We start from the raw sequence: 19,123 nt of genomic DNA, 5'->3' as shown, positions 1-19,123 counted from the left end.
AGGGAACATCCTGAAATTTATTTAGTAATGAAAACTCCTTCTCCCTCTGGGAGAAGGCAAGGATGAGGGAAATATAGTCCAATAAAAAAGCCTCTACATCAGTAGAGGCTTTCTTTGCTTAAAATGGAAACCTTAAGACACTTTATCACCCGGTTTAGCACCAGATTCAGGTGAAATCACCCAAACCCCTTCGCCATTACCCGCAGCTAAAACCATACCGTTCGAAATACCAAAACGCATCTTGCGTGGCGCAAGGTTAGCCACCATCACCACCAATTTACCTTTTAGGTCTTCTGGTTTATAGAACTCACGAATACCACTGAACACATTACGTGGCTCAGCTTCACCGACATTTAAAGTCAATTGAAGAAGTTTGTCAGAACCTTCAACCGTTGCAGCTTCCAAAACCTCAGCCACACGCAGGTCAACTTTCATAAAATCATCAATATTAATAATTTCAGCTTCGCCGACTTTAGCTTCAGGCTTCGTCGATGCTTTCTTCTCTTTTTTCTTTTCCGTTTTTGCTGTTTCAGCAGGGGCAGCCAAAGAATCTTTAGACGCATCGACCATTGCGGCAACCGCTTTTGGATCTACACGTTGCATCAATGGTTGGAACAATGCAATTTCATGACCCAGCAGAATCGTTTCACGAGAAGCGAAGTTGAAAGATTCTAATTGCAAGAAATCTTGAACTTGTTGCGCCAGTGTTGGCAACACCGGAGCCAAATAAACAGCCAATTGACGGAACAAGTTAATACCGACAGAACATACGTCATGTACTTGTTGTTCCTGACCTTCCTGCTTCGCCAGCGCCCAAGGCTTTTTCTCATCGATATATTGGTTCGCTTTATCTGCAAGTGCCATGATTTCACGAATCGCAGCAGAGAATTCACGTGACTCATATTGTGCTGCGATTGAATCACCCGCATCAATGAAGCTTTGAACCAATTCAGGCTCTGCACAGTTTGCACTTAACTTGTTATCAAATTTAGTATTGATGAACTTCGCACAACGGCTGGCAATGTTGACCACTTTACCAACCAAGTCAGAATTTACTTTTTGAACGAAATCATCCAGATTCAAGTCAGAATCTTCAACTTTGTCTGAAAGTTTCGACGCGAAGTAGTAGCGTAAATATTCAGGGTTTAAATGCTCTAAATAGGTTTCCGCTTTAATAAATGTGCCGCGAGATTTCGACATTTTCTGACCATTTACAGTCAAGAAACCGTTTACAAATAACCCTGATGGCGTACGGTAGTTAGCACCTTCTAGCATTGCCGGCCAGAACAGCGCATGGAAATACACAATGTCTTTACCAATGAAGTGATACACCTCATTTTTAGAATCTTTTTTCCAGTAGTCATCAAAGCTTAAATCAGGACGTTTGGTTTTGATATAGTTTTCAAAACTCGACATGTAGCCAATTGGCGCATCGACCCACACGTAAAAGTATTTGTTGGGTGCGTCTGGAATTTCAAAACCGAAATATGGCGCATCACGCGAGATATCCCAATCGTTCAGGCCATTTTCAAACCATTCATCTAATTTGTTGGCAATCGAGACCGGTAAGCGGCCTTCATCACGTGTCCATTTTTGCAGGTATTCACCAAAATTCGGCAACTTAAAGAAGTAATGGTCAGATGATTTTTCGACAGGTGTTGCACCGCTTAAAGTCGAATGTGGGTTCAATAATTCGGTTGCATTATAAGTTGCACCGCAAACTTCACATGAATCGCCATATTGATCTTCTACTTTACATTTCGGGCAGGTGCCTTTAATGAAACGGTCGGAGAGGAACATGCCTTTTTCAGGATCGAAAAGCTGGGTGACAGGACGAACCGCGATATTGCCGGCATCACGGTTTTTGAGATAGATTTCAGATGCACGTGCGCGGTTGGTATCGCTATGGGTAGAATCATAATGATCGAAGTGCACCGCAAAACCGTCAAAATCACGGATATGTTCTTTTTGCACGTTGGCAATTTGTGCTTCCGGTGAAATTCCGTTGGCTTCAGCACGTAACATGATGGCTGTGCCGTGAGCATCGTCCGCGCAGACATAAGTCACATCATGACCCATTGCACGCATCGCACGTACCCAAATATCAGCTTGGATATAACCGAGTAGGTGACCCATATGAATCGGGCCATTGGCGTATGGAAGGGCGTTAGTGACTAAGATATTACGCACGGATATGACTCTCTCATTCGTATATTATGCAAGGTGGATGATTTTACCTGATGCAGGTCCGAATACAAAGCAATCCTTTAAGCGAATCAATTCCATTTCACCGCTAATTCGTGTCGAAAGGTCTTTGTATTTACAGAATGTCTTGGAAATGTAGATTTCTCTATATTGCGTTGCCAATAACAGTGATAATAGGCCATTGATCTAAAAGCTTTGAGCTAGAAAACCATGATTGACGAAGATGATTTTGATTTTGACCAACCTGTCACGCGTATTAAACAAAATGCAGCGAGTCAAAAACAGTTGGGCAGTCAGATTTTAAAAGATGCAGAAGCTTATCTTGAAGACATCTCGGCAGATGAACATACACTTTTAATCAAAAACTTATCGGGTTTAGTCGCGCAAGATGCTTATTTCCAAGTGCTGGCAGATCAGCTCGATCAACCGATTGGCGCAAAGTTTGCCAATGATGCTTTAAATTTGATGCATTTTTGGCCGGCCACTCACCAGTTTGAAGATATTGAGCAATTTAAGCTACTCGATATGATCAATAGCGAATATTTCCAAACTGAAATGCTGAAAGCCTTTGATGCCTTAGAGATTGATGAAGACATCAAAGCCAAGCGCCGTTTGGTGCTGCTTGAAAGCTTGAAAATGTACAAACTTGGCTTTTACAGCGGTTGTATTCCAAATGTTTATGCGCAGCTCGAAGGTATTTTGACAGATATCCTGATCAAAGCAGGTTTCCTCAAGCAAAATGGCACCAAGTTTGTCGATGTCTATAAAATCGTACCGGGTTTAAAAGGCAATGAAATTAAAAGCCTGTGGCATAAGTCTAAAATTGCGATTGAACTGAATCCGTATTTTGCTGAACTTGCTGCCTATAAAATGGATTCAAGCTCGAATGTGACCATGAGCCGTCATAACATGCTACATGGCACAGATGTCGACAACTTCAATCAAGCACGCAGCTTCATTCTGTTGATCTGGTTGTTCTCTGCGGTCAGCTTTATGAGCACCTTGCGTGTCTGACTTGAAATAATATCTCCTGATGCATTTGCATCCTATAAACATCTGATGTGAATTGGCAACACTGACTCTTTGGCTTTGGACATTATGCTATGACGGCATTTGAATTGGGCAGCCAAAGAAAATGTGCTGACAGGCTTACCAAGCCAGACTTTGTCGAAACCCCAAGTAATCGATTGACTTGAATCGCCAGAATCCAAAAGAGTTGGATTATTGATCTTTGCAATACTGATTGGGCGCAGCTCATGCTACAGACTGCAAACAATAGCAACAACATGTACAGGCTTTGTTGCAGTTTGCTTACTGCGCCCGATTTGCCCCACGCTTTGTGCTAAAAAATGGCTGATTGTTTATATGATATGCCTAAGGAGGGTACCTCATGACTCAGCAGAACCAGAGCAATAGTTCAAAGCAAAATCAAGACAAAGAACAACATGAGAAACAATTAAATCAGAAAGCCAAAGAAGAGCAAAAGCAAAACCAGAATGACCAGAAGCACAATCAGTCGCATGATACACAAGATACAAAGCCACACCAGACTGATGAAAATTCTGATAGCAAACAAAACTCTAAAGATACAGGTACTGACTCGGAATCGAAGGATAAAGACTCTAAAGAGCAGCCATCTGATCAAAAAGATGATTCAAAAAATGAGCAATCAGATAACAAAACTGAAAGCTTTAAGATGGATGATTTAAAAGCGAAGGCAATTGCGATTGGTGAGGAGCTATTACAAAAAGGCGAAAAACTTCTGAATGAGCTAAAACATGGCAAGTCCAACGGTCAGAAAAATGATGATCAAGGTTCAGATGACGCAAAAAAGGCAAAAGCTGATCATAGCACTGAAGATAAATCATCGAATCAGTCAGATAAACAAAATGCTAAAGAAGCTCAGACCGATCAACAGGCAAGCATGGCCAATTTAAAAGATGAGGCTGTACATAAGTTTGAAGATACAAAACAGAAGATTACTGAGTTAGTCAGTGAAGCCTCTACCAAGCTGGGTGAGCTGAAACAGATGGCGGCTGATAGCATGAATAAAATGAAAGAAAATCAATCTCAGGGCAATGATTCTGATCAGCAAAAAGATGCCAAAGCTCAAAATTCAGAATCGAAATCAGGTCAGTCTGACAAGAGTGAATCTAAAGAAGATCAGGATAAAAATGCCAAGGATCAGCAGCACAAGTCTGAAAATAATAAAAATCATAAATAGACTGTGATTATTGTAGAGCCACTTTAATCAAAGAAGGTTAAAGTGGCTTGCTACACCTAAAATCAATAAAAATTCTTTTCACATCAAAAAGAATCCAGTTGGCTTTACTTTGATTGATTCACTTTTAGCATGCCTATCCGCTACAATCCAACAAAACCAAGTAAAATGGTTGGAAATTGCAGATATCTCCTCGATCTTCTCGGCAGAGTGCTTAACCTTAAGCGAAAACCCCGTTAAACTATGCCATTCGGATATCTATCTATAGTTTTGGAGTAACCTATGTCGTGGCTTTCTTCGCTCAAATCGGTCTTTTCACCTTCGCAGGAGGTGAACGAAGAAGCTGTGCAAAAAGTATTGCAAAACTATCTGTTGCCAAATTCAAATGATCCGCTCAAACAGCGTATTACTCAGGTCAATGTTCAAGCTGAGATCCTACAAATCACCTTAAATACTTATCCTGAAGAAAAACAAGATCTGCAACAAATCCATGATGAACTGGCGCAAGCTTTGCAAAAATGTGGTATTCAAGAACTGAATATGCATGTGATTCAGCAAAAAACTGGGCCTAAAAGTCATAAATCGGATGGCTGCGGGCATAAGCATGCCAAAGGTGAAAGCTGTTCCAGTCAGCCTAAAGCAGAAGCAAAACCCAATCTTCCCCCTGTGGTGGATGCCTCCGCCCAGCCTGCAAAACAAGAAGAAGCTGATCCCAATAATCCACCGATTCAAAAAGCTGCACCTCAGCAACGTGATGTACCAAAACATCCACGTATTCAAAATGTGATTCTGGTGTCATCCGGCAAGGGCGGTGTAGGTAAATCGACGACTACAGTGAATCTGGCACTGGCTCTGCAAAAATTAGGCTTAAAGGTCGGTGTGCTGGATGCCGATATTTATGGTCCGAGTATTCCGACCATGCTCGGTAATGCGGGCAAAACGCCGATGATCGAAGCGGAACAGTTTGTCCCTATCGAAGCCTATGGAATGGCAGTGTTATCGATTGGCCATTTAACTGGTGATCACAATACTCCAGTGGCTTGGCGTGGACCGAAAGCCACCGGTGCATTGATGCAATTATTTAACCAGACCTTATGGCCAGATCTTGATGTTCTGATGATTGATATGCCACCCGGTACAGGGGATATCCAGTTGACGTTGGCACAGCGCATTCCGGTAACCGGGGCAGTGATTGTCACTACACCACAAAACGTGGCCCTACTCGATGCGACCAAAGGCATTGAACTGTTTAACCGTGTGCAAATTCCGATCATGGGCGTGATTGAAAATATGTCGACCCATATCTGTTCAAATTGTGGTTTTGAAGAACAGATTTTTGGCACAGGCGGTGGAGATAAACTGTCTGAGCAATATCATATTCCATTATTGGGTCGCTTACCTTTAGATGCTGAAATTCGTGAAAATGCCGATGCTGGCACACCTTCAGTCATTGCCGGAGATGATGCAGCCGAAAGCTATATGCTGATTGCAGAAAAAATTGCAGCGCAGCTACCTAAGGCCGAAAAAGATCAGAGCCGAATTTTCTAATTGACCCATTAAATAGAGAGTTCACATATTTAAGCCCTAATTCAAGTTAGGGCTTTTTTATTAATAATTCACGGAAATAAACAGCTTTAAATTAAGAAAATTGACTGAAATGACTGTTGCGTATTGGTTCCCAAAATGGTTTCAAGTGATTGAATTAAATTGATTTAATTCAGTGTGAATTCTGATTATATGTTCTCTTACAATTATTTTTTTGCAGCATTGACCGAACTATTCTATGCTACGCGGATTAGAGCGAGGTCAAACTATGATTTCATGGTTTTTTATTGGTTTAGTGGCAACCATTCTTTTAACACCAGGCCCAACCAATACCTTATTGGCATCTTCAGGCATACAGGCCGGATTTAAAAAAACATTTCGTTTAATTCCTGCTGAAGCCTTTGGCTATCTGATTGCCATTAGCTTTTGGGGCATTCTGATCGGAAAAATTTCCGTTCATCTTCCGCTTTTGCCGACCATTCTCAAGCTGTTTAGTGCCGGCTATATCCTTTTTCTGGCTGTGAAATTATGGCGCACGGCAGAACTCAGTGAAAATTTTGAAAATGTCTCGATTCGTGTACGAGAACTATTTCTGGCAACCTTGTTAAATCCTAAAGCACTTTTATTTGCTTCAGCGATCTTTCCGGTGATTGTCTGGAAAAGCAGTCAGCACTATGTGACTCATATGTTAGTATTCCTGGTTTTGCTGATTCCGATTGCATTCTTCTGGACTTTCCTCGGCTCAATACTGGCCAGAAAAAACAGTCGCTGGCTCAATCAAAAAAACCTGCAAAAAACCGCATCACTGGTGTTAATGAGCTTTTCGATTCCTTTAAGCTATTCTGCACTTTTAAGTTTATAAGCTGATATCTATCAGCAATTTTTTATCCACTGTGGCTGCAAGCGCTTCACTTATTTTCATTGGGGGCAATTTCAGTTAAAGTACGTCGCAATAACTTGTTCTTAAGATTTTTGGATTATATCAATGGCAATTAAGTCTGATCGTTGGATTCGCGAAATGAGCGAAAAACACGGCATGATTGAACCGTATGCAGAAAACCAGGTACGTTTGGATGAAAATGGTCAAAAGCTGATTTCGTATGGCGTATCGAGCTATGGTTATGACGTGCGTTGTGCACGGGAATTTAAAGTATTTACCAATGTGCATTCTGCAATTGTCGATCCGAAGAACTTTGATGAACGCAGCTTTATTGATATTGAATCGGATGTTTGTATTATTCCACCGAACTCATTTGCATTGGCCCGTACCATCGAGTATTTCCGTATTCCACGTAATGTACTGACGGTTTGCCTGGGCAAGTCGACTTATGCGCGTTGCGGTATCATTGTCAACGTCACTCCGCTTGAGCCAGAGTGGGAAGGTCATGTAACTTTAGAGTTCTCAAATACCACCAACCTTCCTGCGCGTATTTATGCAGGGGAAGGTGTCGCACAAATGCTATTTTTTGAGTCTGATGAAGTGTGTGAAACGTCATATAAAGATCGTGGCGGAAAATATCAAGGCCAAACTGGCGTTACTTTGCCGAAGACCTAAGCAGTTTAAAATATTGAATAACGGGACTACATGTCCCGTTTATTTTTTTGAGATTTTCATTCATCGGAAACTCAGGTTTTTACTTCAATTGACTTTGGCATCTGTATTAAAAGTCAGCATAATAGATTCCGAATAACCATAAAAAAGATGCAATGCATCATAAAAAACAAAATGTAGCGGCTGGGAAGCTGAAACATAAAGATGCGGAGCATCGGATAAAAAGGAAAGAGTGAGATGACTCAGATAAAAGATCTATTTAAATTTCGCAAAAATTATTTAGCAATGACAATTGGTTTAATCCTGTTGCCTTCTGCGCATGCGATGCAGGAATTATCAGATTCTTCTCTTTCTGACACCACGGGTGAGGGGGTTGCGCTCGTACTTGATGATTTTAAAATGGTGTTTCAAGGCCCTAAAGATATTTCTGCTGGTTCCAGTTATGCCAGAGGTATTGAAAATCCGGGACAGGCGGATACGGGTTTTATTCGCATTATTCCAACTGGTGAAAACTATGAAAAGCTAGGGGAGCGTTTATACGATAAAGTTTATAGCAATACTTACCATAATGCTTATCTAGCTGAACGTGCGAGAATCTATAACCATGTATATGGAGATACGTATGCATCAAGCCGAGATGCTTATATTACAGACAATCGCACCCGCGTAGCGAGTGAAATTACAGCTGAATATGCTGCTAGCTATCGTGGTAGTCTAGTCCAACAATATCTCGATTCACCAATTATGAAACAGTATTATGATCAGCGTTATGCTGATTATTATAATGGTAGTTCAGCTGGCTTGAATTTTGTAAATGATGGTACAACAAAAGAGTCAATTACCCCATGGTTAACTGATCGGTCGAAAGCAGCTGCACTTAAAAATACTCTGGAAATGATTGAATTGTTATACGGAAATAATTATGCAGCGAATCTTCCAAATTCACCTTTTTACCAAAGTTTTAAACAGCAGTTTCCAAGCTATGTTCGTGCAAATGTCATTAAAAATACAGTAGATAGTCAGCTTGCAGCCAAGACCACTGAAATGCTAAATCAGTTGGCTGCAGATTATGCGAAAGAACAGGCAACAACAGCCAGTAATACCGTGCATGATGAAGTTGTACGAAATGCAATAAATATGGCAAAAGCTGCTGCACAAAATGCCAATATTGGAAGCCTGCGTACCAAGGCAGATGTTTTCATTTATGGTCTGGCATTATCAAAAAGTGATGACTCGCTGAGCACGCGATACAGTAATCAGGGTTTTAGTTGGGGATCTGCAGATAATCCTTGGTTATTCCGGGCAGGAACTGAAAGCGTCAAACAGTTTAAGGACGCTGCTAAAGATGTAGGCTATATTGCTCTAGAAGCGCCTCTTGCCAAGATTGCTCCAGATGAAAGTGATAATAATATTAAATTGGGGTTTTGGAGTGATATTTTTGCACGTGAGCTTAATTCCTCTAATGTTGTCGATCCTATAACAGGTGGGCCCACTTCAGGGCTTGATACAAATTACCGATTAAGAACGCAATTTGTTGCCAATGGTCTCAGTTTAAATGGTTCGCAAGTTCGGTTATTCCAAACCTTGGAATCGGATAATAAGGACTATAATCAAACTTTAGGAATGGCAAGTATCGTTCGTTTAAATACCAATGATCGGCCAGAAACTCTAAGCAGTAGCGATAGCAATCTTAACAGTAAAGGTATTCGTCTAAGTACCGCAGCAAAAACAGATGCACTTGATGGTAATGTCCCGACCCCAGCCTTAAACGGAAGTGCTGCTCCCATATTTCATGATTCTGAGGGTTTATATTTATATAGTCCAAATATTAACCTGGTGCTCGGTAATATGTATCAGCCTTTTGTGGTCGGTTCAGAAGGCAATAATATTATTTTAGAAGTGACACGTATTCCAAATATTCCTGCTATCTATAATCAAATTTATCAGAATTATGGGGGTGGACTAGGAGAATCTGATTTAAAAGGTTCAACCTGTAATGTCTATAGTTGTGGTACGCCGATTAAAAATAATGCTTCAGATGCGACCGTGCTTTATCAAGGCCGTAACGCCACTCACAGTAGTATTTCAATAGGGACTACAGAGCGTATCCCAGGAACAAATTTGCTGCGCGCCAAAGATGGCCCCAACTCCACGGGAGTCGTATTCAAGAGTACTGATGGTATAAGTAAGAATTTTGGGTCTGCAGTCATTGATGGCGTACTGATTCAGCATTTAAAAATTAGAACAACTGGTCTGTAAGGGAGTATAAAAATGTCCAAATTATTGACCCTCTGCGCATTGATATGTACCTCTATGCTCAGTCAAGCCGGATTGGAAGTCCTTAATCAGCAAGAGTTAACTGAGACAGTAGGACAGGGCGGAGCAGACCTTAACTGGACTTTATCCTTAAATCATATTTACGCCACAGATTTAACCAAAGATACAATTTCTCGACTTGATGGAAATGATAATCCACTAGAAGTATTTTATGTTTTAGATCCGACAACATGTGGTGCAACAAAACAGTTTTGCCGTTTGGCAATAGCCCCAAATAATCATGTCGATGCCAATGGGAATAAAAAATGGTTAGTATTTAAAGGTATTCAGGGCACGATTCAGATTGACAAGTTTTCTATCGATGGAACAACCATCATTAATCATCGTAATGAACCGCAAACAGCGATGAAAGTCAGCTTTTATGATGACAAACCTTTGAAAATCAGAAACTTGGGTTTCAGTACAGTGTCGATTGAAACGGGTACAGGGGGTGGTGCACTAGAAGGTTATGCCAATACAGGTACTTATGACACTTATACAGCACGCACCTATAATACCGAAGGCGGTTTTTCTACCTCGACACAAGATGTGCCTTCATTTGATAAGGGGGCCGAAAAAGGTTTTATGGGATTGAATGTTCATGGAAATCTGCATATGTCCGGTAATTTGAAAATATTTGGTTATAACTGTACAGGTGGGGCACAAAGTCGTTGTTAATCGCAGCGTCAAGTACAGCATAAGGATATAAAAATGAAAAAAACAACAATAAAGTTGAAGTTACTAACGGTATGCATGTGTCTTATACAGCAAGCTTATGCACTTGAAACCATTGAAGAGCAGGAATTGAGCGAAGTCACTGGACAAGATGGTATGGTGATTACTCATGAAATTTCTAAAGCCAACATTGCTCAAGTCAATTGGTATGATCCCAATCCAACTGCCAGTACTAAAATGGGTTTAGGTCTACATAATGTTGAAATTATTGGAAAAGATAATAAGCCAATTATTAGTCAACTTGAAATAGATGTAGGTGCTACTTCACAAGGGGCAGGACTTAGGCTTGCTGCAAGTGTTTCACCATTTCAAGCCACTGCAGATTTAAAACTGGTAAAGACAGCCTGTACGACCAATCCATGTAGCCAGTCTGCGAATAGTATTCGGACTGCTGGCGTACAATCTAGTCAAAGTCTAGGTGCATTAGGGATTAGTACCTCTACGCCGCTTAGTGTTCTATTACAAACTACTGCAGGTTTATTTAATAAAGAAGCAATTGCCAGTATCGATTTTCAACTTAAAAATGCCACCATTAGTCATAAACTAGGTGAAAATAGCCTGATTTTAAATGACTTTAACTTTAATTTTGCGGGTCAGGGCTATATGTACATTGACCCCAATGAAGGTGTTGTACTCACTACCCGAAATGGCAATCAAGACCATTACGTGGATTTAAAACGTGTTGAGGATACCACTGATATTGCTATTGGCCGGGTTAATCCGACCAATCCTGGCGTTAATATTGACTTGCGTTATAACACGCCAAATAACGAACGTAAAAATATTATGCGTCTTGGGGCTTCAGGTGCGGTGACCAATGCCAGATTATCCATGAATGCCGATCAAACCCAGATTGGTACTTTTGATGTAAGTAACAAGTTAAATGGTGTTTTACAGCGTCAAGACAAAACTGCAGCAGGATATAGCGATCTGGTGGGTGAAGGGGGTTTGCATCTGGGCTTATCTGCCGACTTTACTGGTGCTGCTAGTGGTCACCCAAGCAACATCGCGCCTACCGTGCTTGAAATTGGTCATACTGGCCATGGAAGCTATGCAGTCCAATTCTCCAATATTAGGCCCCTGACAACACGGAATGCTGATGGAAATTTACATGGTAAAAATGCCTATATCGATTTTGGTGATATTTATATAAATACTATTACGGCTAAAAGTCTCGATTTTATCATCAATGAAAATATGCGAAAAACCTTGGGGCATAGTAGTGATGTACTGAAACAGACACTGAGTACAGCAGGAGATGGAGAGGATTTTGCTTTTATTGCAGTACGAGGAATGGACTTTCAGGCAATTGCTGCGAAAGCACGTTTTATTTCAGATAATTCCTTGACAGAACTTGGTGGGGATGGCGGTTCATGGGGAATCGGTATTCCTATTTATAATTTAAATGCCAATGTCGCGTTGTCTGGAACAACTTATGGAACAGATAATAAGCAGGCAATTGCTTATAACATCATGGCTTCTACTGAAGGATACGGGGTCGACAAGAAAACCGGTCTGCCAAGTACAACTTCAATTATATTGATTGATGGTCAGGACGGTGTACAGGGTGAAGCTGTTAACTATTATGCAGGCTTTAGAAATATCGATGCTTTAATTAAATCTGAAGGGATTATTGGCTATGAAGATGAAGGGATTTATATTCGTGCCGATAAATTACTGATTGCAGCAAAAGCAGAGCTCGCAATGGGGCAATTACCAGGATCTAAATATAACTGTAGCACTGCATCAGTCAGTAAATGCGGAGGCTATGTGCCTCACGATAATTTTTCTAAACGTGATGATGTACTGACCAATATTGCCTTTAAGCTCGATGGAAATGGTGAGCTTCTGATTATTCCTGGGGTAGATCCAACCGCAAGTTCACCAGATACCAACTTTTTGTCATTTGATGCAAACTTTAAATTTAGGCCACTCACATCAGAAGAAAGTGCAGATAAAGCTAATCTGGGTAGCTACTTCAGTATCTCCAATGAAGATATTGATTTAACAACAGGAGCATTAAACGTTTCTTCGATCAACTTTAACCGGATGGAAGGTCATTTGGGTGTTAATGGGAAAGTTCGTGTCAGTGCTGATACCGTAACGTTGGATAATCAGGTCAAACTCAATTATGAAAATAATATCGCGACACCATTTAAAACCAATTTTGCGATGGCGACCAATGGCAATATGCAAAACATGGCAAGTATTGCACTGACTGGTGGCACTATTCGTAGCACGCTGGGAATCACACCACGCTAAATTCAGGATGAGAAAAATGAAAAAAATAATATTAAAGAGTCTAGTTGCGGCGATGGTGGGATTGAGTGGTCATGTATCTGCATTAACCTCATTAGAAGATCAGGAGCTTTCAAATATTAATGGACAAGCTTTATTGTCAATGGAGGTTCAGGCCGGATTTAACCAAGTTGATAATTTGGGAGAGGCATATGACCAGAGAAATATCTCATTTTATAAATTGGGTCTAGAAGCTGAAATGGAAATTAATGCCAATATTAAAAAACTGCAACTTGGTTGTGGAGGAATTAATGGTGCAACTGGTTGTGATATTGATATTGATCATATTTCCTTAAGTGGTAATTCTGCAAATGGAATGGATCGTGCTGCGACCTCTGCCTTGATTACTAATCCTTTTGTTCAATTTGCTATAAAAAATCCAAATCAGGCATCTACACGTGAAGTTTTGGGTTTCCGTTTAAGTGCAGAAAAGATTTCAGGTCTACTGACTATGGGTACAGAAAATACGGCCACACCAAATGGTATTAATAGTTTTAGTGGATATATGAAGACTAAAGAAGCCAAAGGAACAGCTGTAACTAATCCAAGAACAATGACCTATGCATCAACTGGCAATAAATATATTGAAGGTGCTGTTACGGGAACAATATTGGGGCAGGATCTGGAACTTCATTATAAATCGAATGATTATACTTTTAATTTAACAAGTACCAATGCGCCATTTGTGATTCCAGCCACTATAGTTTCAGGAACACGAATGAGTGAAGTTAAATTAAAGGGGACTGGTACAGTTGACAGAATTGATTTTAGTGGCCCATTAAAGGCCATTTTAAAGCCACTGGATTTATTTGAGCTTACACTGGATAAACAAATTACAGGCTATATGACAGGCCTTAGAACAGATATTACAGTGGATCAAGATCTTGGCTTAATCCATGCATTGTATTTGAATAACCCAGCATCTTTATCATTACAATCGCAAAAAATACTTTGGCCGGGTGCTGCCGTTGCTGCTAATCAAGGTTGGTGGATGGCAATCGAGGATGAGGTAAATCTTGGTGATATTAGTCCAAATAAAGGTGTGGATATTACTAATGCGGTATTAGCACAAACCATTGCAGGGATTAATCATGATTTAACATCAAAACCCAGAGCATGTGGAAGTCTTTTGAATTGTGTATTTGATGGAGCTTTAGATGTGAAAGAAATTAAAAACCCGGCACTTCTTGATTTTCCTTTGAAAAATTTAGAGCTTAAAGGCCAGAACTTTCAACCGAACTGCTTCGGTGGACATAAATTCTGTTAAGTTAAAAAGAATAAAAAATCCCGTACTTGACGGGATTTTTTTATTAAGAAAGCAAAATTATTTAGCGATTTTAGCCAACAACTCTTCTTTGGAAATATTTACAGATTCAGCATCACGGCGACCTTTATATTCAAAAGTACCTGCATCCAAGCCTTTTTCACCAATCACAATACGGTGTGGAATACCGGTCAACTCAAGGTCAGAAAATTTAACGCCTGGACGTTCGTTACGATCATCTAGAATTACGTCATAACCCGCAGCAGTGAGTTCAGCATAAAGCGCTTCAGCTGCTTCTACTGTGCGTGGTGATTTATGTGCATTCATCGGTACAATGGCCACTTCAAACGGGGCAATGGCAGTTGGCCAAATAATGCCTTTCTCGTCAAAGTTTTGTTCAATGGCAGACGCAACCACACGTGTTACCCCAATACCATAGCAACCCATGGTCACAGTGAATGGTTTGCCATCTTCACCCAAGACTTTACAGCCCAATGCTTCAGAGTATTTCTGACCCAACTGGAAGATATGACCCACTTCGATACCACGTTTGATTTGCAGTGTACCTTTGCCATCTGGAGAAGGGTCACCTTCAACTACATTACGCAAGTCATAAACTTCAGTGAACTGTGCATCACGTTCCCAGTTTATGCCGGTTGCATGCTTGTCAGCTGTATTAGCACCTGCAACAAAGTCAGACAATACTGATGCTGCACGGTCAACAATGACGGTGACACCTTTTTCAACCAGACCTTGTGGGCCTACAAAACCAGCTGTCAAGCCAAGTGCTGCGATTTGCTCTTCGGTTGCAAAAGTGAGTGGAGCTGCAATTTGTGCATGCTTCTCGGCTTTAATTTCATTCAGTTCGTGATCGCCACGAAGGAATAAAGCAACCACAGGAACAGAACCATCCTCTTTTGCAATGCCTTGAACAAGCAATGCTTTTACTGAGTGAGCTGGATCCGTGCCCAAGAAGGCAGATACATCCGCAATGGTTTTTTGATTTGGCGTATCAACCAGTTTAAGTTCTTGAGTTGGTGCCGCACGTTCGCCGACCAGAACGGCTTCAGCCATTTCAATATTGGCGGCGTAGTCTGATTCGGTCGAAAATGCGATATCATCTTCACCGCTTGAAGCCAGTACATGGAATTCGTGTGAACCTGAACCACCAATCGAACCGGTATCTGCTTGAACCGGACGGAAATCTAAACCAAGACGAGTAAAGATTTTGCAGTAGGCTGCATACATGTCGTCGTAGGTTTGTTGCAATGATTCCTGATTGGCATGGAAAGAGTAGGCATCTTTCATGATGAATTCACGTGAACGCATTACCCCAAAACGCGGACGAATTTCGTCACGGAATTTGGTTTGCACCTGATAGAAGTTGGCAGGGAGCTGCTTATAACTTTTTAGTTCATTGCGTGCTAAATCAGTGATGACTTCTTCATGGGTTGGACCCAAAACAAACGGGTTACCGTGGCGGTCATTGAAACGTAACAGTTCAGGACCGTATTGTACATAACGACCTGATTCTTCCCATAAAGACGCAGGTTGAGTCACCGGCATATAGACCTGAAGTGAACCGACCTTGTCCATTTCTTCGCGAACGATCGCTTCAACTTTATTTAATACGCGAACGCCCATCGGCAGCCAGGTGTACAGACCTGAAGCCAACTTACGAATCATACCGGCACGAAGCATCAACTGATGGGAAATAACCTCAGCATCGTTCGGGGTTTCTCTTAACGTTGCAAATAAAAAGCGACTCGCGCGCATGGAAACTGTCCTAAAAAATTAAGCGTTAAAGCAGAGATTATACAATAAAAAATGAGATGAGCATTTGGGAATGTCACCTCATTGTGTTGCATTAAATTATGCCATGATTTTACGCATCTGACGCAGCATAAAATTCTTAAAGTCATCCAGGTAGGTAAAGATCACGGGGACAACCACCAAAGTGAGCAGGGTTGAGGTGATTACCCCGCCAATCACGGCATGGGCCATCGGCGCACTTTGTTCACCGCCTTCACCCAGCCCTAAGGATAAGGGCACCATACCCATGACCATGGCGCTGGTGGTCATTAAAATGGGACGCAGTCGGGTTTTCCCCGCGGCAATAATCGCATCATAACGCTCTTCACCGCGATCCATGGCTTTTTTAATAAAGTCGATCAGCAGAATCGCATTCTTGGTCACCAGTCCCATTAGCATGATAATCCCGATAATCGAAAACAGGTTCATGGTGGAATTAAACAGGAACAGCGCCAGGAACACACCAATCAAGGATAATGGCAAGGAGGCCATAATCGCCGCAGGATGGATAAAGCTATTAAACTGTGAACCCAGCACAATGTAGATAAACACAATCGACAGGGTGATGGCGGTCAGGGCATAGCCTGCGGATTCTGCCATATCGGCATTTGAACCTTGGGTATCAAAACTATAACCTGGCGGCATATCAAAATTGGCTTGTAGCCGGCTGATATCCGTGCCGATATCTCCTGTAGGACGACCAGCGGTATTGGCTTCTATCAGAACTTCACGTGCCAGATCACGGCGGTTAATTTGTGAAGCACCGAGTTTTTCTTCAAACTTGGCCACACTCGAAAGTGGAATCAGAATCGGCTGATGATTGGCATCGGTTTTATTTGAAGTGATATACATGTTCTGTAAATCACGTGGCAAGCTGCGCTGGTCTTCCGTCAGGCGCAAATTCACATCATAAGTTTCGCCTTTTTCATCCTGCCAGGTGGTGACATCATCACCGGCAATCAGTGGACGAACCACATTGGCAATCTGATTCACGGATAATCCTAAATCACTGGCCAAGACACGATTGATCTGCACGCCGAGTGTCGGCTTGGGTTCTTTCAGTGAGGTTTCCAAATCGACAATACCGTCAATCTTGGCAATCTCTGTCATAAAACGATCGGAAATTTTTTGCAGTTCATCCAGATCGGGGCCTTTGATCGAGATCATAATTGGCTTTTGACCACCCGAAACGGTTTCATCGGCAGATGCAACCGAGGTAATACTGATCCCGGCAACCGATTGCAGGCGTTGTCGAAACTCATTGTTGAGCTCGGTCAGGCTTTTTTCGCGTTCGATCCGTGGTGTCACGGTCACTCGCAGGCTGACGTGGTTTTTACCACGGTCAGTTACACCATTAATCACGCCATAAGTTGCTTTAACATCAGGGTGTTGACGGATAATATGATCGACTTGTTTCAGTTTGGCTTGTGAGTATTCAAGCGAAGAATCTACCGGTGTTTCAAACTTAATGCGGATTTCGCCTTTGTCAGGAACCGGTACAAATTCGGTGCCAATCAGTTTCGATAATCCTAAGGCACCAAATAATGAAGCTACGGCAATCATTAAGGTAATGAATCTGAAGCGCAGCGCCAGTTTGAGCAGCTTTTCATAGACATGGCTTAAATTGTCCAGCTTGCCAGAAATCCAGCTAAAGAAACGTTTCACCCGTCCGGGTCTTTTATTTGGATCTTTTTTCTTTTCGGCCCAATGTGCAGAAAGCATCGGATCTAAAGTAAAACTAACAAACATCGAAATCAGCACAGCCACACTAACTGTAACCCCGAACTGATAAAAGAAACGACCAATAATCCCGCCCATAAAGGCCACCGGCAGAAATACGGCGACAATGGTCAGGGTAGTGGCCAGAACAGCTAAACCAATTTCTTTAGTGCCATCCAGTGCGGCAGTCACATGATCTTTACCCATGTCGGCATGCCGGACAATATTCTCACGGACCACAATCGCATCATCAATCAACAGGCCAATACTCAAGGATAGCGCCAGCAAGGTCATCATATTGATACTGAAGCCAAAGGCCCAGATGAAGGTCAAAGTACCTAATAAGGCGATCGGCAGGGTTAAACCGGTAATCACAGTGGAGCGAAATGAACCAAGGAATAGCAGAACAATCAGCACGGCAAGTACCGCACCTTCAATAATGGTGCGGGCTACATCGCCAATGGTGCCGCGGATACTTTTGGAAGAATCCACCACCACTTGCAAGGTCGTCCCCTGAGGAAGCTGGGTCTCGATATTTTCTAAAATTTTGTAAGTTCTATCGACGACCTCAATCACGTTAGAGTCCGAGCTACGCAGGATATCAATCGCAACTGCGGTTTTGCCATTTAAAAAGGCGGCAGATTCTAGTTCTGCCTGACTGTCTTGGATCTCTGCGACTTGTCTCAGGAAAATTGGTACGCTATTTTTATTGGCAATGATGAGATCGCCGAAGGCCAAGGGATGCAGCACTTTAGAATTGATCTCAATCACCAGTTCCGAGTTGCCAGATTTGAGTGTGCCGCCTGGAACTTCAATATTTTCAGCCTTTAAGGTATTGATGACACTGTCTACACCAAGGCTAAAAGCTTGCAGTTTTTGCGGTTCTACCTGAATCCGGATCTGGCGCTGTGCATCGCCGAGTAAATTCACCGTTCCCACGCCGGCAACGGTGCGCAGTTGGGGTACAATCCGCTGATCCAGATAAGAACTGAGTGCTTTGATATCCATGTTATTGGATTCAAATACGATCGACATGACCGCATTGGCGGTTGGATCATAACGTTCGACAATCGGATCCTGAATTTCATCACGAAATTCAGCAGTTACCGAGGCAATTTTATCCCGTACATCCTGAGCGGCCGTGGTAGAAGGTACGTCCAGATTAAACTCAGTGGTGATCATCGACAGGCCTTCACTGGACTGTGAAATCACCTGTTTTAAACCAGAAATGGTATTGATCTGATCTTCGAGTTTCTTGGTTATTTCTGACTCGACCGTTTCTGGAGAAGCGCCCGGGTAGTTGGTATACACCACCACAAAGGGAAAATCGACATCGGGAAATTCTTCAACGCCCATCCGCTGCCAGGAAGCCAGTCCCAATACCATCAGACAGAACATCATCATGATGGTGAAAACTGGATACTTCACACTAATTCGGGTAAACCACATGTCAATG

The 19,123-nt window shown here is 41.9% G+C and carries 12 protein-coding genes; 9 read left to right on the top strand and 3 right to left on the bottom strand.

All coding sequences use genetic code 11. The features are described from left to right. Nucleotides 1-132 precede the first annotated feature (132 nt). Nucleotides 133-2,190 (bottom strand): methionine--tRNA ligase, encoded by a 2,058-nt coding sequence (metG, locus tag GVV58_RS05640; protein WP_159516135.1) that lies wholly within the window; start codon nucleotides 2,188-2,190, stop codon nucleotides 133-135. Nucleotides 2,191-2,415: 225 nt separating this feature from the next. Between metG and GVV58_RS05635 the strand changes: the two genes are divergently transcribed. The 9 genes from GVV58_RS05635 (at nucleotide 2,416) to GVV58_RS05595 (ending at nucleotide 14,139) form a co-directional block, all read left to right on the top strand. Beyond that, a complete protein-coding gene (locus GVV58_RS05635) occupies nucleotides 2,416-3,219 on the top strand; it encodes a hypothetical protein (protein WP_159516134.1) in 804 nt (267 codons plus the stop codon). Between the two features lie 376 nt (nucleotides 3,220-3,595). After that, nucleotides 3,596-4,429 carry a hypothetical protein gene (locus GVV58_RS05630; RefSeq protein ID WP_159516133.1) on the top strand — a complete coding sequence of 278 codons (834 nt, stop codon included), beginning with the start codon at nucleotides 3,596-3,598 and terminating at the stop codon, nucleotides 4,427-4,429. Between the two features lie 279 nt (nucleotides 4,430-4,708). Then, nucleotides 4,709-5,974 carry an iron-sulfur cluster carrier protein ApbC gene (gene apbC, locus GVV58_RS05625; protein WP_074383443.1) on the top strand — a complete coding sequence of 422 codons (1,266 nt, stop codon included), beginning with the start codon at nucleotides 4,709-4,711 and terminating at the stop codon, nucleotides 5,972-5,974. A gap of 265 nt (nucleotides 5,975-6,239) precedes the next feature. Then, nucleotides 6,240-6,833, top strand: coding sequence for a LysE family translocator (locus GVV58_RS05620; protein ID WP_159516132.1), 594 nt, complete (start codon nucleotides 6,240-6,242; stop codon nucleotides 6,831-6,833). Nucleotides 6,834-6,956: 123 nt separating this feature from the next. Continuing rightward, complete coding sequence (gene dcd, locus GVV58_RS05615; protein WP_004280726.1) at nucleotides 6,957-7,526, top strand: dCTP deaminase; 570 nt, start codon at nucleotides 6,957-6,959, stop codon at nucleotides 7,524-7,526. Between the two features lie 234 nt (nucleotides 7,527-7,760). After that, nucleotides 7,761-9,782, top strand: coding sequence for a hypothetical protein (locus GVV58_RS05610; RefSeq protein ID WP_159138282.1), 2,022 nt, complete (start codon nucleotides 7,761-7,763; stop codon nucleotides 9,780-9,782). Nucleotides 9,783-9,794: 12 nt separating this feature from the next. Further along, nucleotides 9,795-10,517, top strand: coding sequence for a hypothetical protein (locus tag GVV58_RS05605; protein WP_005097859.1), 723 nt, complete (start codon nucleotides 9,795-9,797; stop codon nucleotides 10,515-10,517). A gap of 33 nt (nucleotides 10,518-10,550) precedes the next feature. Next, nucleotides 10,551-12,836 (top strand): DUF6160 family protein, encoded by a 2,286-nt coding sequence (locus GVV58_RS05600; protein ID WP_159516131.1) that lies wholly within the window; start codon nucleotides 10,551-10,553, stop codon nucleotides 12,834-12,836. 16 nt (nucleotides 12,837-12,852) lie between these two features. Beyond that, entirely contained in the window at nucleotides 12,853-14,139 is a 1,287-nt protein-coding gene (locus GVV58_RS05595) for a hypothetical protein (protein ID WP_159516130.1), read from the top strand. A 57-nt stretch (nucleotides 14,140-14,196) separates the two neighbouring features. On the opposite strand, the gene GVV58_RS05590 is transcribed toward GVV58_RS05595, so the two are convergent. Together GVV58_RS05590 and GVV58_RS05585 are read right to left on the bottom strand one after the other, a co-directional pair. Then, nucleotides 14,197-15,912 (bottom strand): proline--tRNA ligase, encoded by a 1,716-nt coding sequence (locus GVV58_RS05590; protein WP_159138278.1) that lies wholly within the window; start codon nucleotides 15,910-15,912, stop codon nucleotides 14,197-14,199. 96 nt (nucleotides 15,913-16,008) lie between these two features. Beyond that, entirely contained in the window at nucleotides 16,009-19,116 is a 3,108-nt protein-coding gene (locus GVV58_RS05585; protein WP_159516129.1) for an efflux RND transporter permease subunit, read from the bottom strand. Nucleotides 19,117-19,123 lie beyond the last annotated feature (7 nt).

Origin of the sequence: Acinetobacter sp. 18QD2AZ41W, assembly GCF_009829025.1 — a bacterium.
Lineage (GTDB): Bacteria > Pseudomonadota > Gammaproteobacteria > Pseudomonadales > Moraxellaceae > Acinetobacter > Acinetobacter pseudolwoffii.
Note: the sequence above shows the minus strand (reverse complement) of the source record. Positions and strands in the feature narration are given on the sequence as shown.